Here is a 23,014-nt window from a genome sequence, read left to right on the forward strand (position 1 = left end):
TAACAATGTTTCAAAAAAAACACCTCTTTTTAATGTTACTTTTTGTGGGATTCGTTTCCGCACAGGAAATTCATAAAAAAGAAACAACCCAGTTTCAACCTACAATCGAATCCTCAAAACCCTGGGTGTATTGGTATTGGATGAAATCGGCATATTCTAAAGTGGGAATTACAGCAGATTTAGAAGCCATGAAACAAGCCGGAATTGCAGGTGCCTATTTAATGACAATTAAAGGTCCTGTAAATCCACCATTAATCGATCCGCCGGTTTTGCAATTGACACCGGAATTTTGGGATATGATACATTGGGCTTTTCAAGAAGCAAATAGGTTAGGACTAAAAATGGCTTTTCACGGAGCTGATGGTTTTGCCGTTGCAGGCGGCCCATGGATTACTCCCGAAATGTCAATGCAAAAAGTAGTTTGGTCAATAACAGAAATTGAAGGAGGGAAATCGATTAATGCAAAATTACCAGTTCCAGAACATTACAAAGACTATTATAAAGATATCGCGACTTTTGCAATTCCTATAAAAGAATATCAAACCAACTCGCAAATACAACTGCCAAAAGTTACCACTTCAAATAATACAGATGCCTCGTTTTTGGCTGATCCTAAAAAGGATGATAATTTTAAATTTGCAGATAAAGGCTGGATTCAATATGAATTTGAAAAACCATTTGCCTGCAAATCAATTGTAATTGAAACAAAAGGCAGGGATTTTCAGGCGCAGCGTTTAATCGTTGAGGTAAGCGATGACGGAGTAAATTTTAAATTCCACGAAAGAATGATTGCCCCACGTCACGGCTGGCAGGACATGGATTTTTCGCACACGCATACGATTACACCCGTTACAGCAAAATATTTCAGATTTGTTTATGATCCTGTTGAAACTGAACCCGGCGCAGAAGATTTGGATTTTGCGAAATGGAAACAGAATCTGAAAGTCAGTAAAATTACACTTTTGAATCAGGCGTTGATCGATAATTACGAAGGAAAATCGGGAGCCGTTTGGCGTTTGAGTCCGGAAACTTCTGCAAAACAAATTCCGAATACGGAATCTTTCAAAAAATCTGAAATCATTAACATTTCAACTTTTGTTGATGTAAACGGAAATCTAAACTGGAAAGCACCAAAAGGGAAATGGAAAATTATCCGAATGGGACATACTTCTACCGGACATGAAAATGCAACGGGAGGAGCCGGAAAAGGTTTAGAAGTCGACAAATTTAATCCAGAATTAATTCGTTTTCAACTCGATCATTGGTTTGGCGAAATGGTTCGCACTATTGGACCTGATTTGGCTGCAAAAACTTTAGAAATTTTACATTTTGATAGTTGGGAATGTGGAAGCCAAAACTGGTCTGCTGTTTTTCGAGAGGAATTTCAAAAAAGACGCGGTTATAATTTGGTTGATTATCTACCTGTTATGGCCGGAATTCCAATTGAAAGTGCTGATGTTTCAGAGAAAGTTTTATATGATGTCCGCAAAACAATTGCCGAATTAGTAGCTGATAATTTCTACGGAACCGTGGCTCAAATTGCCAAAGAAAATAATGTAAAATTAAGTTCAGAAAATGTAGCGCCAACAATGATGAGTGATGCTTTGTTGCATTATAAATATGTTGATTACCCAGGAGGTGAATTTTGGCTAAAAAGCCCGACACACGATAAACCTTTTGATATGATTGACGCCATTTCTGGCGGACATATTTATGGAAAAGATATTATTCAGGCAGAATCTTTTACTGCTTTGAGAATGGATTGGGACGAACATCCCGGAAATTTAAAAACACTTGCCGATAGAAATTACGCTTTAGGAATTAACCGATTTTTTTACCACGTTTTTGTTCATAATCCGTGGACAGATCGAAAACCCGGAATGACTTTAGATGATATCGGAACTTTTTTCCAGAGAGATCAAACTTGGTGGAAACCCGGAAAAGCATGGTTTGAGTATTGTCAAAGAGTACAGTTTCAATTACAAAAAGGAAAACCGGTTATTGATTTAGCAGTTTTTATTGGCGAAGATTTTCCTTCTCGTTCTTTTGTACCAGATCGTTTAGTGCCTTTTATTCCGAATGTTTTCGGAAAAGAAAGACTCGAAAGCGAAAAGATACGTTTAGAAAATGAAGGACAGCCAACTGCAAAAATGCCAAAAGAAGTTACGTATTCTAAAAATATTACCGATTTATCGCAATGGGTAAATCCGTTAAACGGTTATCAATACGATTCTTTTAATGCTGATGTTTTAATCAACAATGCGAAAGTTGTAAACGGAAAAATCTCTTTTAATGGCGGAATCGAATACGGTGCTTTATTGTTTCCAGGAAGTCATAAAATGGCTCCGAATAAAATGATTTCTTTGGCTGCAGCCGAAAAAATATTGCAGTTAGTAAAAGAGGGTGTAACAATTTTTGTGGATGAAAAACCAGATTTACAACCAGGAATGCAATCAGAAGCAGATCATAAAAAATGGCAGAATGTGATTGATGAAATATGGACGAATAACTCGAATTCATCAACTTGGAAAATCGGAAAAGGAACCATTATTAAATTGCCGTACTTAGGAAATGATTTTGCGTCAATCGGAATTGAACAAGATGTTTATTTTCCGAAATTAAACAGAGCGGATTCAGAAACTATTGCCTGGACACACAGAAAATCGAATGAAGAAGAAATTTATTTTTTATCCAATCAAAAAGCAGAAAAAGAAGTTTTGAAGCGTCTTTTCGCTTAAGCGGAAAAATTCCGGTATTGTATAATCCTGTAACGGATAAAACAACTGTTTTGTCTGATTGGAAAATTGAAAAAGGAAGAACTAGTATTCCAATTGTATTAGAAGCAAATGAATCTTGTTTTATCATTTTTAAAGAAGAAACCAAAGAAACTTCTTCAAATAAAAAGCAAAATTATCCTGAACTGGAAACGGTTCAAATCTTAGATGAAAATTGGGAATTGCAATTCGATCCTGAATTTAAAGGACCAAAAGAAATTATTAAGACAAACAAGCTTTTTGATTGGAGTACTTCAACAAATGATCAGATTAAATATTATTCAGGAACAGCAGTTTATAAAAAAGAGTTTGCCTGGAAAGGGAAAACCAACGAGAAATTCTGGCTTGATTTGGGAACAATTGCAAATCTTGCTGAGGTAACCATAAACGGAAAAGACTGCGGAACAATCTGGACATTTCCATATAAAACAGATATTTCTGAAGCTTTAAAAAAAGGAAAAAACACGATAGAAATTAAAATCACCAATACTTGGGCAAACCGATTAATAGGTGATGAAAAATTACCAAAAGAACAACGATTAACCTGGACAACAGCGCCTTTTAGATTGCAGGAAGGCATTTTATTGAAAGCCGGATTGTTGGGACCTGTTACGATTGTGAAGGAAAAAAATAAAAGAAAAATAGCCACGAATTCACGAATGATTGTGGATAAAGTATTTAAAAATTCGTGAATTAGAGGCGAAAAAAAAGATTGAAATGAAGAATATTAAAAGCACTCTTGTAATAATAACATTGTTTTTAGGAAGTTTCCAAATCAATGCAAAAATCAAATTGCCGGCATTATTTACCGACAATATGATCTTGCAGCAAAAATCAAATGCACCAATGTGGGGCTGGGCAGAAAAGAATGGAAATATTTCGATCAAAACTTCATGGAATTCTAAAATCTATAAAGCAAAAGCTGATAATTCAGGAAAATGGAAAGTTGAATTACAAACGCCAGTTGCCGGAGGACCTTTTACAATTGAAGTTACGGAGGGAACAGAAAAAGTTATTGTAAAAAATGTATTAATCGGTGAAGTTTGGTTGTGTTCAGGGCAATCGAACATGGAAATGCCTTTGAAAGGTTTTCAGGGTCAGCCCGTGAAAAATGGAAACGAAATCATTGTAACATCAACCAATAAAAATATCCGATTAATTACGATTCCGCGTGCGACAGTTTTAGAACCTTTGCAAGATTTTGAAGGAAAATGGGAAGTGGCTTCTCCAAAATCAACTTCAAATTTTAGCGCGACGGCCTGGTATTTTGGTTCGCTTTTACAGGAAGTTTTAGATGTTCCGGTGGGATTAATTCATGTTTCGTACGGAGGTTCAAGTATGGAAGCGTGGATGAATCAGGAAATGCTGAAAGATTTTGCAAGCGCTAAAATTCCAACCACAAAAGAAGAATTGGCAAAAGATCCAAATCGTGTTCCGACGACTTTATTTAACGGAATGCTTTCGCCTGTAATTGGTTACGGAATCAAAGGCTGTATTTGGTATCAGGGCGAATCAAATTACGAACGAGCTTCTGAATACAAAGAGCTGATGAAAAAAATGGTAAGCAGTTGGAGAGCGTTATGGAAACAAGGCGATTTTCCGTTTTATTACGCTCAGATTGCGCCTTTTAATTATACGCAATTTCATCCAAAAGATTATGTAGAAAAATACAATTCGGCTTATTTGAGAGAAGCACAATTGAAAGCTTCAAAAGAAATTCCGAATTCGGGAATGGCAGTTTTGATGGATGTTGGAGAAGAAAATAACATTCACCCGATGGATAAAGAAAAAGGCGGAAACCGATTGGCTTTTCAGGCTTTGGCGAAAACTTACGGAATTGAAGGTTTCGAATTTGAGAGTCCGAAATACAAATCGATGGAAATAAAAGACGGTTCGGTTACGGTTTCTTTTGATGATGTTTCGAACGGAATTACCTCTTATGATAAAGAAGTTACGGGCTTTGAATTGGCCGGAGAAGACAAAATATTTTATCCCGCTAAAACGGTTGTACGAAGAAAATCGGTGGTTTTGACTTCGGATAAAGTAAAGAAACCAGTTGCAATTCGCTATTTATGGAAAGATTTTGCAAAAGCAGAATTGTTTAGTGGCGGAGGTTTGCCTGTTTCGTCTTTTAGAACAGATGAATGGTAAACCATTTGGTGAAAAAATAAATTTTTAACAAGCAATTTTGCTTCCTATCTAAAAACTAAATGGAATTACTTATTTTATTATTTCTCGTTGTCATTTTTTTAATTGGAATACCAATTGGACTTTCTTATTTGATTTATCGATGGATTAAGAAAAGGGAATTTAATAAATGGTACAGGTTGTTGTCTTTGATTCCATTAATTATTGTTGGATATTTTATTTACGATGCTATTTATCCAAATGAAGATTTTTATAAAACCGACTTTAAAGAAGTTACAGAAATGGAATTTCCTGAAAATGGTAAAATAATATATAGGGATACTTCATTTCCAGATCAATTTGGAGATTACAGTTCATCATTTCTAGTTGAGTTTGACAAAGATTATATTGATAAACTTGAGATGAATTTAAAAAGTAATGGATTTACTAAAAAAGAAAACAGAATGAGTACAGCTGTGCTTGATCATATAGAAAACAAAAAGGGGGCAAGAAATACTCGTTCGAATATAATAAAGATATTAAGAAAGGCAAATATTATTCAGTTGGCTTTTTGAATGATAATAAATCTGTAATAATTACCAGAATAAGTTGGTGATTTTAAATATTTATGAAAATTAATTTCGAAAACAAGAATAAGTGGTTATCCCATTTTGAAGAAAGTTTAGTCCAAACAATAGGTGTGAAAAATACTGCGGTTTTATTTTTTATTTTTACAACGCTTTGCATCAAAGCGCAAATTCCTGTGCTCGAAAATTACAATCAAGTCTGGAATACGCAAAGCAATAATGCATCAGAATCAATGCCTTTGGGCGGCGGCGATATTGGGATGAATGTTTGGGTAGAAAAAGGGGATTTGTATTTTTATTTTTCGCGAAGCGGAACTTTTGATGAACATAATACATTATTGAAATTAGGTCGGGTAAAAGTGAGTTTAACGCCAAATCCGTTTAAGGATAATGAAGGTTTTCGTCAGGAATTAGTTTTGAAAGATGGCTATGTTTTAGTTGCTCAAAATAATACTAAAATCAAACTTTGGGTTGATGTTTTTAAACCCGTAATTCATCTGGATTTAGAAAGTAAAACTCCGTTGAAAATGACGGCTTCTTATGAAACTTGGCGCCATTTCAATCGTCCTTCAAAAGGAAAAGCAAATAATGCCAATTCATATAAATGGGCACCGCAAGGCGAAATTTTCACATTTAAAGATTCGGTTTCATTTGAAAATAATGGTGTAAAATTTTATCACAGAAATAGAGAACAAACCGTTTTTGATGTTGCTGTAAAACAGCAAAAAATGGAATCGGTAAAAGATCAAATGCTGAATCCGTTGGGGAATCTAACTTTTGGAGGATTCATGACGGGAACTAATTTGAAGTCTGACGGAACTTATTCGGGAAAATATCAGGATACCGATTTTAAAGGCTATTCACTTTCGAGTATAAAACCTTCGAAGAAACAAGAACTTCAAATTCATTTGTTTACGAATCAATCTTCGGAACAATCTTCTTGGGAAAACGGTTTGAAAAATCAAATCTCGGAATATAAATTCAACGCCCAAAAGGCAGAAAAAAACACCATCAATTGGTGGAATAATTTCTGGAACCGCAGTTTTATTTATACTCAAAAAAATAATACTGCTGAAAAAGATTCGGTTTATCAAATTGGAAAAAATTATCAATTGTTTCGATACATGTTGGGATGCAACGCGTACGGAAAATATCCAACAAAATTCAACGGCGGATTGTTTACTGTTGATCCTGTTTTTACCAATGCGGATTTAAATTTTACACCCGATTTCAGAAATTGGGGTGGCGGAACGATGACAGCTCAAAATCAAAGACTGGTTTATTTTCCGATGGTAAAAAGTGGTGATTTTGATATGATGAAATCGCAATTGGATTATTATCTGAGCTTGCAAAAAAATGCCGAATTGCGTTCTCAGGTTTATTGGAAACACGGCGGAGCAGCTTTTACAGAACAATTAGAAAATTTCGGTTTACCAAATCCTGCCGAATACGAATGGAAACGTCCTGCAGATTACGATCCGGGAATGGAATATAATGCGTGGCTGGAATATGAATGGGACACGGTTTTTGAATTCTGCCAAATGATGTTACAGCAAAAAGAATTTGCAAAAGAAGATATTCAAAAGTACAATTCATTTATCATAAGTTGTCTTCGTTTTTTTGACGAACATTATCAATATCTAGCGAAACAAAGAGGTAGAAAAGCATTGGACGGAAATGGAAAACTGATTTTATTTCCCGGTTCTGGAGCCGAAACGTATAAAATGGCGAATAATTCAAACAGCACAATTGCCGCTTTGCAGGTAATTACGGAAAAGCTTTTAAACCTTTCCGCGAAACAATTATCTAAAGAAGAAGTGGAATATTTAAAAGGTTTTCAAAGCAGAATTCCGCCTTTGAATTTTGGTACAATTGACAATCACAAAGTTTTAGTTCCGGCAAAATCGTGGGAAAGAGTTAATAATTCTGAAGTGCCACAATTGTATCCCGTTTATCCTTGGGGAATTTACGGCATTGGAAAATCAGATTTAGAAACTGCTTTGAATACCTGGAAATATGATACAGATGTAATAAAATTTAGAAGTCATATTGGATGGAAACAAGATAATATTTTTGCTGCAAGATTCGGTTTAACCGAAGAAGCTGCAAGATACAATCTCTTAAAAATGAGTGATTCCGAGAGAAGATTTCCGGCATTTTGGGGACCGGGTTTTGACTGGGTTCCGGATCATAATTGGGGAGGCGCAGGAATGATTGGCATGCAGGAAATGCTTTTGCAGGAAGCTAATGGAAAAATTTATCTTTTTCCGGCATGGCCCAAAAACTGGAATGTTCATTTTAAGTTACATGCAACTCAAAATACAATTATTGAAGTTGAACTTCAAAACGGAAACACAAAAATTATAAATGTAAGCCCGAAAGAAAGAGAAAAAGATATTATAAATCTCTTAGGGATTTCGATAGAAGAAAAGAAAAAATTAAACTAACTAGTAGCACCAACCACAATGATCAAAAAAATAATAAGCGCCGGAGTTTTGTGCATGCTTTTTGCCACAAACGTACAAGCGCAATCCTCTGAAAAACAAATTGTAAAAGTCGATTTTGATTTTTCGGGAAGAAGAGTTGAAGAAGTAGGCGATCCGAATTACAGTTCATGGCCCATAACAGAACAAACCGAAGCGGAGAAATCTTTTAATAATGTAACATTCAAATTAAAAGGAAATTTTTCGTCGAAATGGTTCAAAGTTGGAATGAGCGCACCATTTTACAGTAGGTTAACAAGCGACGGTTTGGTTACCGATAAAAGTCTGGAACTTACAATCGGCGGATTAAAAACCGGACAGCATTCGCTACTGACTTTTCATAATACTTTCGACAAAATCGAAGGAAAAACATTTGCTCCGATAAAAATTTATGTAGACAATAAATTGGTGGAAACTATAATTCCGACTAACAGAGAAACTTCGACTATTAATTCTGCTACGGCCTACATTGAATTTAAGGCTCAGGCAGGAAAAAATGTGGTGATTCGTTTTGAATTAGATTCGAAAGCACCTGATTTAATTCAGCAAATGGTCATTAACGGATTTGAAATTGATACGCCAAATCTTAAAAAACAAGCACATACGCCAAAACCCGAAAACCGAGACGAACATGTTGTTTTGGGCGATAAATTTTTGTTGAGTTGGAAAGCTTCAGGAGATGCTGTTTCACATCATTTATTTTTTGGAACAGATCAAAAAGCAGTTACAAATGCAACTGAAAAATCACCGGAATTTAAAGGAAAACAAACCGATACTAAATTTGCGATTTCAGATTTATACAGCATGACAACCTATTACTGGCGCGTTGATGAAATTGATGCAAGAGGAAATACAACTTTGGGAACCGTTTGGTCTTTCAAGCCTGCACAATTGGCTTTTCCGGGCGCTGAAGGTTACGGTCGTTTTGCCGTGGGAGGAAGAGGCGGAAGAGTCGTTGAGGTTACGAATTTAAATGACAACGGTCCTGGAAGTTTCCGTGCCGCGGTAAATGAAGGAACTGGTCCTAAAACAATTGTTTTTAATGTTTCGGGAAATATAAAATTAGAAGATCGTTTGGTTGTCAATAATCCGTACATCACAATTGCAGGACAAACGGCGCCGGGCGAAGGTATTACAATTAGCAAAGCACCAGTTGGGTTAACCGGAAATGATGGTGTTATCCGATTTTTGAAAGTAAGAATTGGAAGCGGAAAAACCTACGACGGAATGGGACTTACAGGTGCCAATCACAGTATTATAGATCACTGTTCTATCAGCTGGACCATCGACGAATCGTTCAGTTCGCGTAGTGCGCACAATATTACTTTACAGCGAACCTTAATTTCTGAAGCATTGAATGTTGCGGGACATGATAAATATGAAGTGGGAAAAATGCACGGTTTTGCAGCAACAATTGGCGGTGACATTGGTAGTTTTCACCACAATTTACTGGCTCATAATTACGGAAGAAACTGGAGTATTGGCGGCGGTTTAAACGGAGACGGATATTATACAGGAAGACTGGATATTAGAAATAATGTGGTTTACAACTGGGGACAAAGAACGACTGACGGAGGCGCAAACGAAGTAAATTTTGTAAACAATTATTACAAACCAGGCGCTTCAACTAAATATTTTTATGCTTTGAATGCACAGCATGAAGGTGTTGGGAAAGGAATGCAGCGTTATTATTTTGATGGAAATATTATGCAGGGTCATTTTGATGAAAAAAATCAGGAAAAAGGCAGAACATCTACTATTTCACATAATGAAATTGTGAAGTATGAAACTTTTGTGGATAAACCTTTCTTCGAATCTTATGTAAAAACAGAAACTGCCAAAGGCGCTTACAAAAATGTTCTTTCGGATGTTGGAGCGAGTGAACCGTTTTTTGATAAACACGATAATAGAATTATTGAGGAAACTTTAAAAGGAACTTTTACTTATAAAGGAAGCAAAAGCGGTTTGGGCGGAATGATTGATTCTGAAAAAGATTTAGGAGATTTGGGAGAATATGCAAGTGAAAAGCGTCCAGAAAATTGGGATACAGATCATGACGGATTGCCAAATTGGTGGGAAATGGCAAAAGGTTTAAACGAAAATTCTAAAGCAGACGATTTTACAGATACAAATCTGGATGCGGATAAAGATGGTTTTACACAACTTGACGAATATTTAGACTGGATGGCACAACCACATTTCTTTATTAATTCTGGTGAAAAGGCAGCACTTTCAGCGGCTGATTATTTTAGAGGATATGAGAACAAACCGGTTTATACTTTCTCAGATCTTAAAAATGGAAAAGTAGTTTTAAAAGGAAAAGACATTCAGTTTACGGCAATAGAAAAAGGATTTGCATCTGTTGTAATTACGGTTAAAGATGCTGAAGGAGATTCGATGAGTCGTACTATAAATTTCTTTGTAAAATAAAAAAATGGAACACGGATGACACGGATTAAACGGATTGCCGCGGATTTTTTTAATTAATTCAAATGAAAAATTTGCTTAAATCTTTTTAAATCTGCGTGAAAAATAGTAGCACACAGATTTAGCAGATCAAGCAGATAAAAAAATCCGCGATAATCCGCGTTTTTAGCAATCCGTGTCATCCGCGTTCCAATTCATCACAAAAAAATCAAAAATGAAAAAGAATATCATCATATCAACGTTTTTAATTTCAACTTCATTCTTTGCTCAGAATAAAGGTTTGGTTGCCAATTCAAACAGCCCGTATTCTAAATTGCAAAGTGTGAGTTTAGAAGATGTAAAATGGACAGACGGTTTTTGGAAAGAGCAATTTGATGTTGAAACCAAAAATACATTGCCTTATATGTGGGATTTGTATCATAACGATTCGATTTCTCACGCTTATAAAAATTTTGAAATTGCAGCCGGAGAAAGTAAAGGAACTTTTAAAGGGCCTTCTTTTCATGACGGCGATTTTTATAAAATTTTTGAAGGAATGGCAGCAACATATGCTGTAACAAAAGACAAAAAATTAGATGCGGAAATGGATAAAGCCATTGCGCTTTTTGCGAAAGTACAGCGCAAAGACGGTTATATTCATACTCCGGTTTTAATTGATGAACGCTGGGGAACTTTGGGTCCGGAAGAAGTAAAAAAGCAATTGGGTTTTGAGAAATACAATATGGGGCATTTAATGACCGCAGCTTGTATTCATTATCGAGCCACGGGAAAAACCAATTTTCTCGAAATAGCAAAAGGCGTTGCAGATTATTTATATGATTTCTACAAAAAAGCTTCACCAGAATTGGCGCGAAATGCCATTTGTCCTTCACATTATATGGGAATTGTCGAAATGTATCGCACAACAAAGAATCCCAAATATCTCGAATTGGCGAATAATCTAATTGATATTCGCGGAACCACAAATGACGGAACCGATGATAATCAGGACAGGATTCCGTTTAGACAGCAAACCACCGCAATGGGTCACGCCGTAAGGGCAAATTATCTTTATGCTGGCGTTGCAGATTTGTATGCAGAAACCGGAGAAAAGAAATTACTAGACAATCTGGAATCTATTTGGGATGATGTAACCTATAGAAAAATGTACATTACCGGAGCTTGCGGGGCTTTGTATGATGGTGTTTCTCCAGACGGAACATCTTACAACCCAACAGATGTGCAGAAAATCCATCAGGCTTACGGCAGACCTTTTCAATTGCCAAACGCTACGGCTCACACAGAAACCTGCGCCAATATTGGAAATGTTTTATGGAATTGGAGAATGCTTCAAATTACGGGCGATGCTAAATATGCAGATATTGTAGAGTTGGCACTTTATAATAGTGTTTTATCAGGAATGAGTTTAGAAGGAACAAAATTCTGTTATAATAATCCACTGAATGTTTCTAAAGATTTGCCTTTTAAACAAAGATGGAGCAAAGAACGCGAAGGTTATATTGCGCTTTCTAATTGTTGCGCACCAAACGTGACCAGAACTATTGCTGAGGTTAGTAATTATGCTTATAGTTTTTCAAAAGAAGGATTGTATGTGAATTTATACGGAAGTAATTCTTTAAAAACAACTTTGCCAAACGGCGAGAAAATAGAAATAGAACAGCAAACGAATTATCCCTGGGATGGAAAAATTACTTTGAAAATTGTAAAAGCACCAAATTCAGCATATGATTTTTTATTGAGAATTCCGGGTTGGAGTCAAAATGCCGAAATTTCAATAAATAATAAAAAAATAAATACTGCGGTTGTTTCGGGAACTTATTCTAAAATAAATCAAAAATGGAAAAAAGGAGATATTATCGAATTGAATATTCCAATGCCAGTTGAATTAATGCAGGCAAATCCGCTGGTGGAAGAAATAAAAAATCAAATTGCCGTAAAAAGAGGCCCTATTGTTTATTGTTTAGAGTCAAATCAGCTTCCTGCAAATACCAGTATTAATGAGGTTGTTTTAAATGCTAATTCTCAATTTACAACAAGTTTTATAGAATTAAACAATAGAAAACTGCTTACTATAAACGCAACTTCACTTACAGATCAGAACTCAGATTGGAATAAAAAGCTTTATCAGCCATTATCTGCGAAAAAAACTAAGGAATATAACTTAAAATTGATTCCATATTTTGCGTGGGGAAATGACGGGAAAGGTGAAATGACGGTTTGGCTGCCATATTAAAAGTTTATATTAAACGATTACAAAATGCTATTAATAAGAATTTACGTTTAAAAGTTAAAAAAGCTTGATAAACTTCAATAAAAATTAACATTTAGTGTTATACTAGCGTTTTTTTAATTTCTGTAGGTTTTTTATTCAGATTTGTATTGTTTATTTTAATTCTTTCTTATAAAAATATTAAATGTAACGCACTTAAAGTCAGTGACAGATGAACTGATTTTTAATGAATAAATAGCTTACAATTAATTTTGATGATTATTTTTCGATTTTCTACTCAAAAAAGGTTTGGGTATTCAATAATGTTCAAACCTTTTTGTTGTTTTTTTCTTTACGTACATTTTTTCTTTCTTTTTTTTATTAATATTGTTTTTTTAGATAGTTTTTTTTCAGATAATACTATTGAAACAGGATAGCACAGGACACTTGTAATACGCAATCGTTATATTTTTGGATCACAAATAAATAAATGTATTTTTAACATTTAACCTTTTAATGTTAAAACAATCAAAATACAATATTTCTTTTATTTGAAAAACTGACTAAACTAATAACCTAACCAAAACAAAAACATTTATGAAACAAGCACTTTTAAAGAGATGTAGTTTTCTTTTGTTTGCACTAATGAGCATAGTGAGTTATGCTCAAACTTCAAACACTGTAACCGTAACAGGAACAGTTACTGATAATGTATCAGGATTGCTTCCAGGGGTCAACGTAACAGAGAAATCTACAAAGAATTCGGTTACGACTGATTTTAATGGTTCATATTCAATTAAAGTTAAGCCAAATGCAACTTTAGTTTTTTCTTTCATCGGAATGAGAAAACAAGAAATAGCCATTGGAGGTCGTACAATAGTAAATGCTAAACTAGCAGAAGATTCTAATGAGTTGAATGATATTGTAGTTATTGCATACGGTACCCAGAAAAAGAATAATGTTACTGGAGCTATTGTTACTTTAAAGCCAGATGATTTTCAGGATCTGCCTGTTTCAAATTTATCTGAAGCGTTGAGAGGTTTGACCCCAGGCTTAAATGTGTCAGGAGGTTCGACTCGTCCTGGAGAGGCTGCAAATCTTCAAATACGTCAAACTTTTGGGTTTTCAAAGGATGGTAATTCATCTATTCCATTGGTAGTTATTGATGATATGGTGCAAATTGATCCTCAAAACGGGAAACCTACATTGGAAACATTTAATCAATTGGATCCTTCAGAAATTGAAAGTATGACAGTCTTAAAAGATGGTTCTGCGGCGATTTACGGATCTAGAGCTTCACAAGGAGCTATTATAGTAAAGACTAAAAGAGGAAAATCTGGAAAACCAAAGTTTACCTATTATAGTCAATATTCAATGAATGATGCAGTAAGTCATAGTAAAACAATGAATGCTTATGAACATGGAATTTGGAAAAATAGATTTTTGAATTCTAAATTGGATGCAGATAAATCTAAATATTTCTCTGATGCTGAGCTTGAACAAATGAAAGGTTTGGATTATGATTGGCTTAAAAAAGCATGGAAACCTGGTATTCAGCAAAGACAGTCTCTTTCTGCAAGTGGAGGAACTGAAAAAGCGACTTATTTTGCAGGTATTACGTACTTTGATCAAGGACCTAACTTAGGAGAACAAGATTATAAAAAATGGAATTTCAGAACAGGAACTAATATAAAAATCTCTAAGGATTTAGAATTTTCTGCTTCCGTTTCTGCTATTACAACTGATGTGACTAAATCATTTTCTAAGGCTTCAGCGAGCTTAAACGATAGTAGTTTTGGTTCAGCAGGAGGTGGAGAGCAAGCAGATTATGCTTACTTATTACACATGCCTAAATATATTCCGTGGGAAACTACTTTAAATGGTAAAACGTATTGGATGTCTCCGTTCGCACGAACAGATAATAACTTAGGAAGTGCAAACTCCAATACTACTATTGCAGGATGGAACTATTTTGCGGGTTTAGATGCTGGAAAACAAATAGAAGAGCAGTTTTCATATAATGTGAATTTGTCTCTGGAATATAAAATACCAGCTGTAAAAGGTTTAAGTGTAAAAGGAAGCTTTGCCAGAAGCCAATCAAGTAGTTACACAGAGCAGTATCAATTACCTTATGATTTACTTAGAATTTCTAATCATCACACACAGGATAATCACCTCTTAAATCCAAATTCTATTTTTGCAAATAATGGAGTTCCAGATACCAATATTCGTGGTTCAAGAGCTTATTATACTACAGATTTGGATAAATTAGTGCAAGCCAACTTTTTTGCTACATACGCCAGAACATTTGGAAATCATAATGTTTCAGCTATGTTTGGTTACGAACAATCAGAAGCGTGGAACAAACAAGTTCGTTTAGCTTACGAAGGAACTTCAAAAGACTTTTTAGGAAATAGTACTACTGCCGGACCAATAAGCACAAACTCACAAGCTGTAAAAGTGGAGTCTGGAACACAGTCTTACTTAGGACGTGTAAATTATAGTTTTAAAGACAGATATCTTGTTGAGTTTGTATTTAGAACTGATGCTTCTACTAAATTTGCACCAAACAATTACTGGGGCTCTTTCCCAGGTGCGCAGTTGGGTTGGGTTGTATCTAAAGAAGATTGGTTTACGGAGAATGTTTCCTGGATCAATAATTTGAAATTGCGTTACTCAATTGGAAAAACGGGTAAAGATAATATTGATTATTGGAGATGGCTGCAGTTTTATGAGCCATTGCCAGACAAAGGAGCTCAATTTGGATCTAATGGAGGTCTTTTAGGAGGTGGAATTACACCACGTCCAAATCCAAATGAAAATGTACATTGGGATACTACAATCAAAAACAATATAGGTATAGATCTTGCTTTTCTTAGAAATAGATTACAAGTTTCAGCAGATTACTATTATGATAGAACAACAGATGCTTTGATTGGATTGGCTGGTGAAGCAGGTACTCCAATTACAGTTGGAGGTGGTTTTGCAGAGGTGAATTATGCAGCGATTGATGCTTGGGGAACTGAATTTAGTTTAAACTGGAACGATAAGATTAAAGAAAACTTTAGTTATAATGTTGGGATAAACTTCGCATTTAACGATAATGAAGTTAAACAATACCCTACAATTGCAAGAACTGATGCAAATACTAATGTAATAGAGGTTGGTGCTTCTAATTTTTTCCCAACATGGGGATTCAAAACATGGAAAGGAACTTCAACAGGTGATGGTATCTTAAGAACAGACGAGGATGTAGCTAATTATTGGAATTATTTAACAGAGAGAGCTACAGCTGTAGGAGGAGTGCCTAACTATATGAATATTAGCAATGTAGCTTCTATGCGAAAAGGAATGTTAGCTTATGAAGATACGGCAGGAGTTTATAATGCATCAACAGGAACTCAGGCTGGGGCCGATGGTAGAATTATGACGAACGAGGATTATGTTAAGCTGGCTAATAGTAATAGAACTTATGGTTTTACAACCAATATGGGATTCAAATATAAAACGTTTTATTTCAGAACGCAGATTCAAACTTCTTGGGGAGGCTACAGGGCTATTGATTTAGTAAAACAAGGTACTGGTTCTACACATAATGATTGGGCTCACGAATCTTTTTGGACAGACATGTATGATGCTACTAATAATCCTAATGGTAAATATCCTAATATGGGACAACAGGACTATATTTTTGCCCCATCTGATTTTTGGCAATTAGATACTTTTAGATGTGTAGTTAGAAATGTGACTGTAGGATTTGAACTTCCAAGAGAAGCAATGAAACAGCTAAGTATCCAAAAAGCTACTTTAGGAATTACAGGTAACAACCTTTGGGATTTATATAATCCTTATCCGGATAATTATAGAAATATGTATGATGATTCAGCTTCCAGATATCCAACTCTTAGAACATGGTCAATTAATTTGAATGTATCATTCTAATTTTAATTAAAAAACAATTATGAAAGCAAAATTTTGTACATATATAATGATGATTCTTTTAATGGTATTAGGAGTTTCATGCAGTGATGACTTTTTAGAAGATAAAAAGCAATACAAGTATTACGATGAAGAATTCTTTAAAAGTGAAGAACGTGTTAATTGGTACGTAAACAATTTATATTTCGATTTTTATGATGGGTATAAAACACCTACAGCAGCGCTTGTTGGATCTTTTACTACCACTCAAACTTCTTATACAGAAGAAATAGGCGGTATTTCGGATATGATTAATCCAAATATAACTTTAGAAAACGCGGCGAATGGATCGGGTTATTTCGGAAAAACATTAGTTGAAAACCCTTCTAATGATCCATATAACAGAATTAGAGATTGCAATGTGATGTTGGAAAGAATTGATGTAGATGGAGCTAATTTGAGTGAAACATTTCGTAATCAGATTAAAGGGCAAATGTATTATTTACGTGCTATTCAATATTTTGATTTAATGCGTACTTATGGAGGCGTTCCAATAATAACAACTGTTCAGACTCCTTCTAAAGATGATCCTTCAATAAAAATACCGAGAGCAACAGTAACTGAATTGGTTAAACAAATTAATGCAGATCTTGATTTAGCTGCTGGTTTATTGCCAAGTAAATGGCCAGCTAGTGATTACGGTCGATTTACTAAAGGTGCAGCATTAGCTCAAAAATCACGTGTTTTATTAACCTATGCCAGCCCATTATTTAATAAAAACTGGGATTCATCAACTGAGCGTTGGGATGCTGCTTTAGCAGCGGGATTAGCAGCAGAAGCAGAATTAACTTCAGCAGGCCACGGTTTATATGGTTCAACTGCAAAAGATTGGGAAAGAATGTTTTATATTAATGATAATGCATTCATATCTGAAGCTATAGTTGTTAAACTTTTGGCAAGCAGTACTACAGTTACTACTTCTTTACAGTCAAATAACTCTTGGGAAAGATCGATTAGATTGGCGAGCCAAGGCGGACAAGGAAGCGGAGGAGTTGATGCTCCAAAAGGTATGATTGACTTATTTCCTATGGCCAGTGGAAAAAGACCTACTTCTGGTAATAATTATGACCCATTCTTGTTTTTTAAAGATCGTGATCCACGTTTTTATAGAACTTTTGGTTTTTCAGGAAGTTACTGGCCTTACAATAATAGTTTGCCTGCAGCTGCAGCACCTACTGTTTGGGCTTATCGTTGGTCAACTAATGCAACTAACGGTTTTGCTTTTAGTATGGGCAATGATGTAGCGAGTCCGGCTTTTATTCGTAAAATGTCAAGTCCTACAGTAAGTAATGCATCTAACTTTCAAATTTCAGGAACAGATATTATGGAATATCGTTTTGCTGAGTTAGTATTGAACATTGCAGAATGTTATGCTGCTAAAGGTGACATTGGTAATACCATTGCTTATTTAGAAAGAATTCGTAAACGTGTTGGTATTAATCCGTTAGATAATTACGGAATTGGTTTATTGGCAGACAAATATTCAGCTCTTGAAGCTTGTCTATACGAGCGTAGAGTTGAATTAGCTTATGAAGGAAAACGTTTCTGGGATGTCCAAAGATGGATGCTTTATAGTGACGACGCCTCTATTAATGATGCAACAAATTCTAAACTTGGTATTCCGGTAATAAACGGCACTCAGCGTATTGGAAATTACTTACATTATAAAAACGGAATTAGTGCTGCAGGTACAGATCCTTTAGCTGCTGCCCGCGCTTCTATTTCTGTTGATCCGGATGCAGCAAACTTTCAGACTCAAATTACTGCTTTATCAACTTTTTATACTAATAATTTTGAATTGCGTTCTCCTCCAACACCGATGGATAATGTAAGTAGTGTAGCTACTCCTATTTCATGGAGATCAAATTATTATGTAATGGGACTTAATCAGAGTGCTTTGGTTGGTAATCCTTGGTTAACACAAACTATTGGATGGAAAGATGGTAATGGCGCTGCAGGTACTTATAACTTCCAAGAATAAATAAATTATATTGAAAAGAATTATATAAAACTTCTCACCTGTATTTCTAAAAATACAGGTGATTTGTTTAAAAAGAATTACCATAATTAAAAATTAGTATGAAAAATTTCACTTTATCGGCTCTTTTCCTATTGTTTTTAGGAAGTTTCCAATGTTTTGCGCAGTATCCCAAAATAAGTCCTGAAGTTCAGGCACAATCCAAAGTTATTATGGATGAAGCTGAAAAACGTTCAGATGAAGCCTGGGAAAAAGCGCTTGTAATTATTGAGGAAGAAGCCAAACACGGCAAACCATTTATTCCGTGGGCATCTAGACCAAATGATTTACCACAGGCAGAAATTCCTGCTTTTCCTGGTGCAGAAGGAGGCGGAATGTACACTTTTGGAGGACGTGGCGGAAATATTTACACCGTTACAAGTCTTGAAGACAGCGGACCTGGAACTTTACGTGAAGCGTGCGAAAAAGGTGGAGCAAGAATAATAGTTTTTAATGTTTCAGGAATTATCAGAATCAAAAGTCCGCTAATCATTCGTGCACCATATATTACTATTGCAGGACAAACTGCTCCTGGCGATGGGATTTGCGTGGCAGGAGAATCAGTTTGGATCAATACTCATGACGTAATAATCAGACATATGCGTTTCCGCAGAGGAGAAACTTTCGTAGGTCGTCGTGACGATGCCATTGGAGGAAATCCAGTTGGAAATATCATGATCGATCACGTTTCTGCAACTTGGGGATTGGATGAAAACATGTCAATGTACAGACATATGTACAGTCCGGGTGCGGGTTATCCGGATGTAAAAGTAGGTACAGTAAATATTACAATTCAAAACAGTTTATTCGGAGAAGCTTTAGATACTTACAACCATGCTTTCGGAAGTACTTTAGGCGGAGAAAATTGTGCTTTTATTAGAAACATGTGGGCAAATAATGCCGGAAGAAATCCTTCAATTGGATGGAATGGTATTTTCAATTTTGCAAACAATGTAGTTTTCAACTGGTATAACAGATCTACAGATGGTGGTGATTATACAGCAAACTACAACATCATGAACAACTTTTACAAACCAGGTCCGGTAACTAATTTGGCCGAGCCAATTAGCTACAGAATCTTAAAACCGGAATCAGGAAGAAGTAAATTGCCTTATATGGTTTTTGGAAGAGCTTATGTAAATGGAAACATTGTAAACGGAAATGAAAAAGTAACCAAAGACAACTGGGACGGCGGAATTCAAATCGAAAATAAAAAAGGTGAATTAATGACTTATGATGAAGCCAAAGTTTATTTTGATAAAATGAAAAGTGACAAACCTTTTCCAATGCCGTGGTTTCGTCCATTCATGAAAGCCGACGAAGCGTATGAATATGTATTGAAAAATGTTGGAGCAACGTTGCCAATCAGAGATAAAGTAGACGAAAGAATCGTAAGAACCGTAAAAACCGGAGTTCCTGAATATGCAAAAGGATTAGAGAAAAAAGAATTTTATCAGTTCGAACACAGACGTTTGCCGATGGATTCTTATAAAAAAGGAATTATTACAGATATTTCTCAGGTTGGAGGATATCCGGAATATAAAGGAAAACCTTATGTTGATACAGACAAAGATGGTATCCCTGATAAATGGGAGAAAAAACACGGATTAAATCCAAATGATCCAGCTGATGCCAAACTAGATTCAAACAACGACGGATATACAAACATCGAAGATTACATTAACGGAATCGATCCAACTAAAAAAGTAGACTGGAAAGATTTAAGCAATAATCAGGAAACACTAACAAAGTCTTTACAAGATTAACCTAAAAGAAAAATCAGCTAAATCTGCCAAATCTGCGTGAGAAAAAATTAGCAAGCAGATTTAGCAGATCACGCAGATGATTTATAGTGATTGTAATTTATAATTTATTAAAAATGAAATCAATAAAAAAATAAGTGTACTATTAATGTTATTGGTATTCTTTAATAGCATCGCACAAAAAAACTTAGATCCGGTATATATCAACGTTACCAACGAAAGAGCCGCTAAAATTGTAACCAAACTTGCTTTGTCAAATCCTGAAAAAGAAAAAACAGTTACAGAAATTATCGCACAGCAATTTAGAGACTTAAGCGAAATTCAGGATGGAAGAGATGCTGAAATTAAAAAAATAAAAGAAGACAGCAGTTTGTCTAAAGAAATACAAAATGAAAAAGTTGATAAATTAAAAGGAACTGCAGATAAAGAAATTGAAAAACTGCACAAATCTTATTTAAAAAAATTAGGAACGCAATTATCAGAAGATAAAATAATAGCAGTAAAAGACGGAATGACCTATGGCGTATTGCCAATTACCGTTGCAGGTTACAACGATATGCTGCCAAATTTAACCGCAGAACAAAAAGATTATATCTACAAAGCTTTAGTCGAAGCCAGAGAATTTGCAATGGATGGAGGATCATCCAAAGAAAAACATGGCTGGTTTGGAAAGTACAAAGGAAGAATCAACAATTATTTATCAAAAGAAGGTTACGACCTAAATAAAGAAAGTGCCGATTGGCATAAACGTTTGGAAGAACGAGAAAAAAACAAAGTAAAAGACACGACTTCAAAAGAATAATTTAAGTTTTAGGCTTTCGCCGACGTATAAATTGAAGTATAAATTTCAGATCCTATTTCTCATGCAAACCACCTTTCCCAAAAACACTCTGAAACGAACAATGATGATTATTTCATTCTGTTCTTTCTTTTCTTCCGCGTATGCGCAATATCCCGAAATTCCAAAACCGCTTCAGGATAAAACCGATGCGATTTTAGCCGATGAAGAAAAAAGATTGGCTGAAATCTGGACAAGCAATTATAATATTATTCAGGCCGAAGCAAAATTGGGACGCCCGTATTTACCGTGGGCCTCTTATCCTAAAGATTTTGTTCATGCCGATATTCCTGCTTTTCCCGGAGCTGAGGGCGGCGGCGCTTTTACCCCAGGCGGAAGAGGCGGAAAAATATTTGTAGTAACAAGTCTGGAAGACAGTGGAAAAGGAACTTTTCGTGAAGCATGTGAAGCCGTTGGAGCAAGAACAATCGTATTTAATGTTTCAGGAATTATTAAGTTAAAAAAGAGAATCAGCATGCGTGCTCCGTACGTTACCATTGCAGGTCAGACTGCTCCCGGTGATGGAATCTGTATTGCCGGAGAAACGTTAGAAATTGATACACATGACGTTATCATCAGATACATGCGTTTTCGCAGAGGCGCTACAGAAGTTACCCGTAGAGATGATGCACTTGGCGGAAATCCAATCGGGAATATTATCGTAGACCATTGCTCTGTAAGCTGGGGATTAGACGAAAACATTTCCTTATACAGACATCAGTTTCAGGCCAATGATAAATCAAAATTAGAAAAATTACCCGCTTGTAATATTACCATTCAAAACACCATTTCATCAGAAGGTTTAGATACATATAATCATGCTTTCGGAAGTACAATTGGTGGATTAAACAGCACATTTATGCGTAACTTGTGGGCTGATAATATTTCAAGAAATGCGTCTATCGGAATGTATGGTGATTTTAATTTTGTGAATAATGTGATTTTCAATTGGTGGAATCGTTCTCTTGACGGAGGAGATTATCGTTCGATGTTCAACATCATCAATAATTATTTCAAGCCGGGACCAATTACACCAACAGATCAGCCAATTCGTTACAGAATTTTAAAACCTGAATCTGGATATATGAAACCACAAACATACGGAAGAGCCTATGTTGATGGAAATTATATCGTTGGTTCTCCAGAAGTTACAAAAGACAACTGGAACGGTGGCGTACAATTGGAGGATCACTCAGAAGCTGAAACTAAAAATTATTTAGAGTTAATTAAACAGCCAAAACCGTTTTCAATGCCAAACATTACAATTATGAAAGCAGAAGAAGCGTATGAATTTGTATTGAAAAATGTTGGGGCAACCTTGCCAAAAAGAGATGCAGTCGACGAAAGAATAATCAAACAAGTTCGCACCGGAAAAATTGAAGCAAAAGATGGTTTGGAAAATGCGATTGGTGCAGAATTTATTAAAAGAAGATTACCCGCAGATTCGTATAAAAAAGGAATCATCACGAACCCAAATCAGGTTGGAGGTTATCCGGAATATAAAGGAAAAGTATATAAAGATTCTGATAATGATGGAATTGCAGATGCCTGGGAAAAGAAATTTGGTTTAAATCCAAATGATCCATCAGATGCAAATAAAGATGCAAACGGAGACGGTTATACCAATATTGAAAAATATTTTAATAATATAGATCCAAAAGGAAAAACGGATTGGACAAAATTTGAAAATAATACCGATACGTTATCAAAAGTATTATTGCAGTAAATTTAGAAGATAGAATAAAGAATATAGAGAAAAGATAATAAGAGTTCCGGAGGAACGGATCATATTGTAGGGATGGATTTTAATC

At 35.3% G+C, this 23,014-nt stretch carries 12 protein-coding genes; all 12 read left to right on the forward strand.

Features of this window, described 5'->3' with window-relative positions:
- The first annotated feature begins 5 nt into the window (after window positions 1–5).
- A complete protein-coding gene (locus tag ACZZZT_RS05570; protein WP_463459695.1) occupies window positions 6–2,738 on the forward strand; it encodes a glycosyl hydrolase in 2,733 nt (910 codons plus the stop codon).
- A 17-nt stretch (window positions 2,739–2,755) separates the two neighbouring features.
- Window positions 2,756–3,466 (forward strand): glycosylhydrolase-like jelly roll fold domain-containing protein, encoded by a 711-nt coding sequence (locus ACZZZT_RS05575; RefSeq protein ID WP_463459696.1) that lies wholly within the window; start codon window positions 2,756–2,758, stop codon window positions 3,464–3,466.
- A gap of 25 nt (window positions 3,467–3,491) precedes the next feature.
- On the forward strand, window positions 3,492–4,925 hold the full coding sequence (locus ACZZZT_RS05580) for a sialate O-acetylesterase (RefSeq protein WP_463459697.1): 1,434 nt from the start codon (window positions 3,492–3,494) through the stop codon (window positions 4,923–4,925).
- A gap of 59 nt (window positions 4,926–4,984) precedes the next feature.
- Complete coding sequence (locus tag ACZZZT_RS05585) at window positions 4,985–5,476, forward strand: hypothetical protein (RefSeq protein WP_463459698.1); 492 nt, start codon at window positions 4,985–4,987, stop codon at window positions 5,474–5,476.
- 125 nt (window positions 5,477–5,601) lie between these two features.
- Window positions 5,602–7,935, forward strand: coding sequence for a DUF5703 domain-containing protein (locus tag ACZZZT_RS05590; protein WP_463459699.1), 2,334 nt, complete (start codon window positions 5,602–5,604; stop codon window positions 7,933–7,935).
- An 18-nt stretch (window positions 7,936–7,953) separates the two neighbouring features.
- Window positions 7,954–10,401, forward strand: a complete 2,448-nt coding sequence (locus ACZZZT_RS05595; protein ID WP_463459700.1) for a pectate lyase family protein — start codon at window positions 7,954–7,956, stop codon at window positions 10,399–10,401.
- Between the two features lie 211 nt (window positions 10,402–10,612).
- Window positions 10,613–12,631: an aceric acid hydrolase gene (locus tag ACZZZT_RS05600; RefSeq protein ID WP_463459701.1), complete on the forward strand. Its 2,019-nt coding sequence runs from the start codon at window positions 10,613–10,615 to the stop codon at window positions 12,629–12,631.
- A 573-nt stretch (window positions 12,632–13,204) separates the two neighbouring features.
- Window positions 13,205–16,549 (forward strand): SusC/RagA family TonB-linked outer membrane protein, encoded by a 3,345-nt coding sequence (locus ACZZZT_RS05605; protein WP_463459702.1) that lies wholly within the window; start codon window positions 13,205–13,207, stop codon window positions 16,547–16,549.
- Between the two features lie 19 nt (window positions 16,550–16,568).
- Window positions 16,569–18,566 carry a RagB/SusD family nutrient uptake outer membrane protein gene (locus ACZZZT_RS05610; RefSeq protein ID WP_463459703.1) on the forward strand — a complete coding sequence of 666 codons (1,998 nt, stop codon included), beginning with the start codon at window positions 16,569–16,571 and terminating at the stop codon, window positions 18,564–18,566.
- A gap of 98 nt (window positions 18,567–18,664) precedes the next feature.
- Window positions 18,665–20,368, forward strand: coding sequence for a polysaccharide lyase (locus ACZZZT_RS05615; RefSeq protein ID WP_073395538.1), 1,704 nt, complete (start codon window positions 18,665–18,667; stop codon window positions 20,366–20,368).
- A 145-nt stretch (window positions 20,369–20,513) separates the two neighbouring features.
- Window positions 20,514–21,167 (forward strand): DUF3826 domain-containing protein, encoded by a 654-nt coding sequence (locus tag ACZZZT_RS05620; protein ID WP_463459704.1) that lies wholly within the window; start codon window positions 20,514–20,516, stop codon window positions 21,165–21,167.
- A gap of 61 nt (window positions 21,168–21,228) precedes the next feature.
- Window positions 21,229–22,929, forward strand: a complete 1,701-nt coding sequence (locus ACZZZT_RS05625) for a polysaccharide lyase (RefSeq protein WP_463459705.1) — start codon at window positions 21,229–21,231, stop codon at window positions 22,927–22,929.
- Window positions 22,930–23,014: the final 85 nt, after the last annotated feature.

The sequence above is a fragment of the Flavobacterium sp. AC274 genome (assembly GCF_979258275.1).

Bases quoted from the DNA above. Each gene is read 5' to 3' on its own strand.
- ACZZZT_RS05570 (WP_463459695.1), top strand. From the start codon at position 6: ATGTTTCAAAAAAAACACCTCTTTTTAATGTTACTTTTTGTGGGATTC.
- ACZZZT_RS05580 (WP_463459697.1), top strand. From the start codon at position 3,492: ATGAAGAATATTAAAAGCACTCTTGTAATAATAACATTGTTTTTAGGA.
- ACZZZT_RS05585 (WP_463459698.1), top strand. From the start codon at position 4,985: ATGGAATTACTTATTTTATTATTTCTCGTTGTCATTTTTTTAATTGGA.
- ACZZZT_RS05595 (WP_463459700.1), top strand. From the start codon at position 7,954: ATGATCAAAAAAATAATAAGCGCCGGAGTTTTGTGCATGCTTTTTGCC.
- ACZZZT_RS05600 (WP_463459701.1), top strand. From the start codon at position 10,613: ATGAAAAAGAATATCATCATATCAACGTTTTTAATTTCAACTTCATTC.
- ACZZZT_RS05605 (WP_463459702.1), top strand. From the start codon at position 13,205: ATGAAACAAGCACTTTTAAAGAGATGTAGTTTTCTTTTGTTTGCACTA.
- ACZZZT_RS05610 (WP_463459703.1), top strand. From the start codon at position 16,569: ATGAAAGCAAAATTTTGTACATATATAATGATGATTCTTTTAATGGTA.
- ACZZZT_RS05615 (WP_073395538.1), top strand. From the start codon at position 18,665: ATGAAAAATTTCACTTTATCGGCTCTTTTCCTATTGTTTTTAGGAAGT.
- ACZZZT_RS05620 (WP_463459704.1), top strand. From the start codon at position 20,514: ATGTTATTGGTATTCTTTAATAGCATCGCACAAAAAAACTTAGATCCG.
- ACZZZT_RS05625 (WP_463459705.1), top strand. From the start codon at position 21,229: ATGCAAACCACCTTTCCCAAAAACACTCTGAAACGAACAATGATGATT.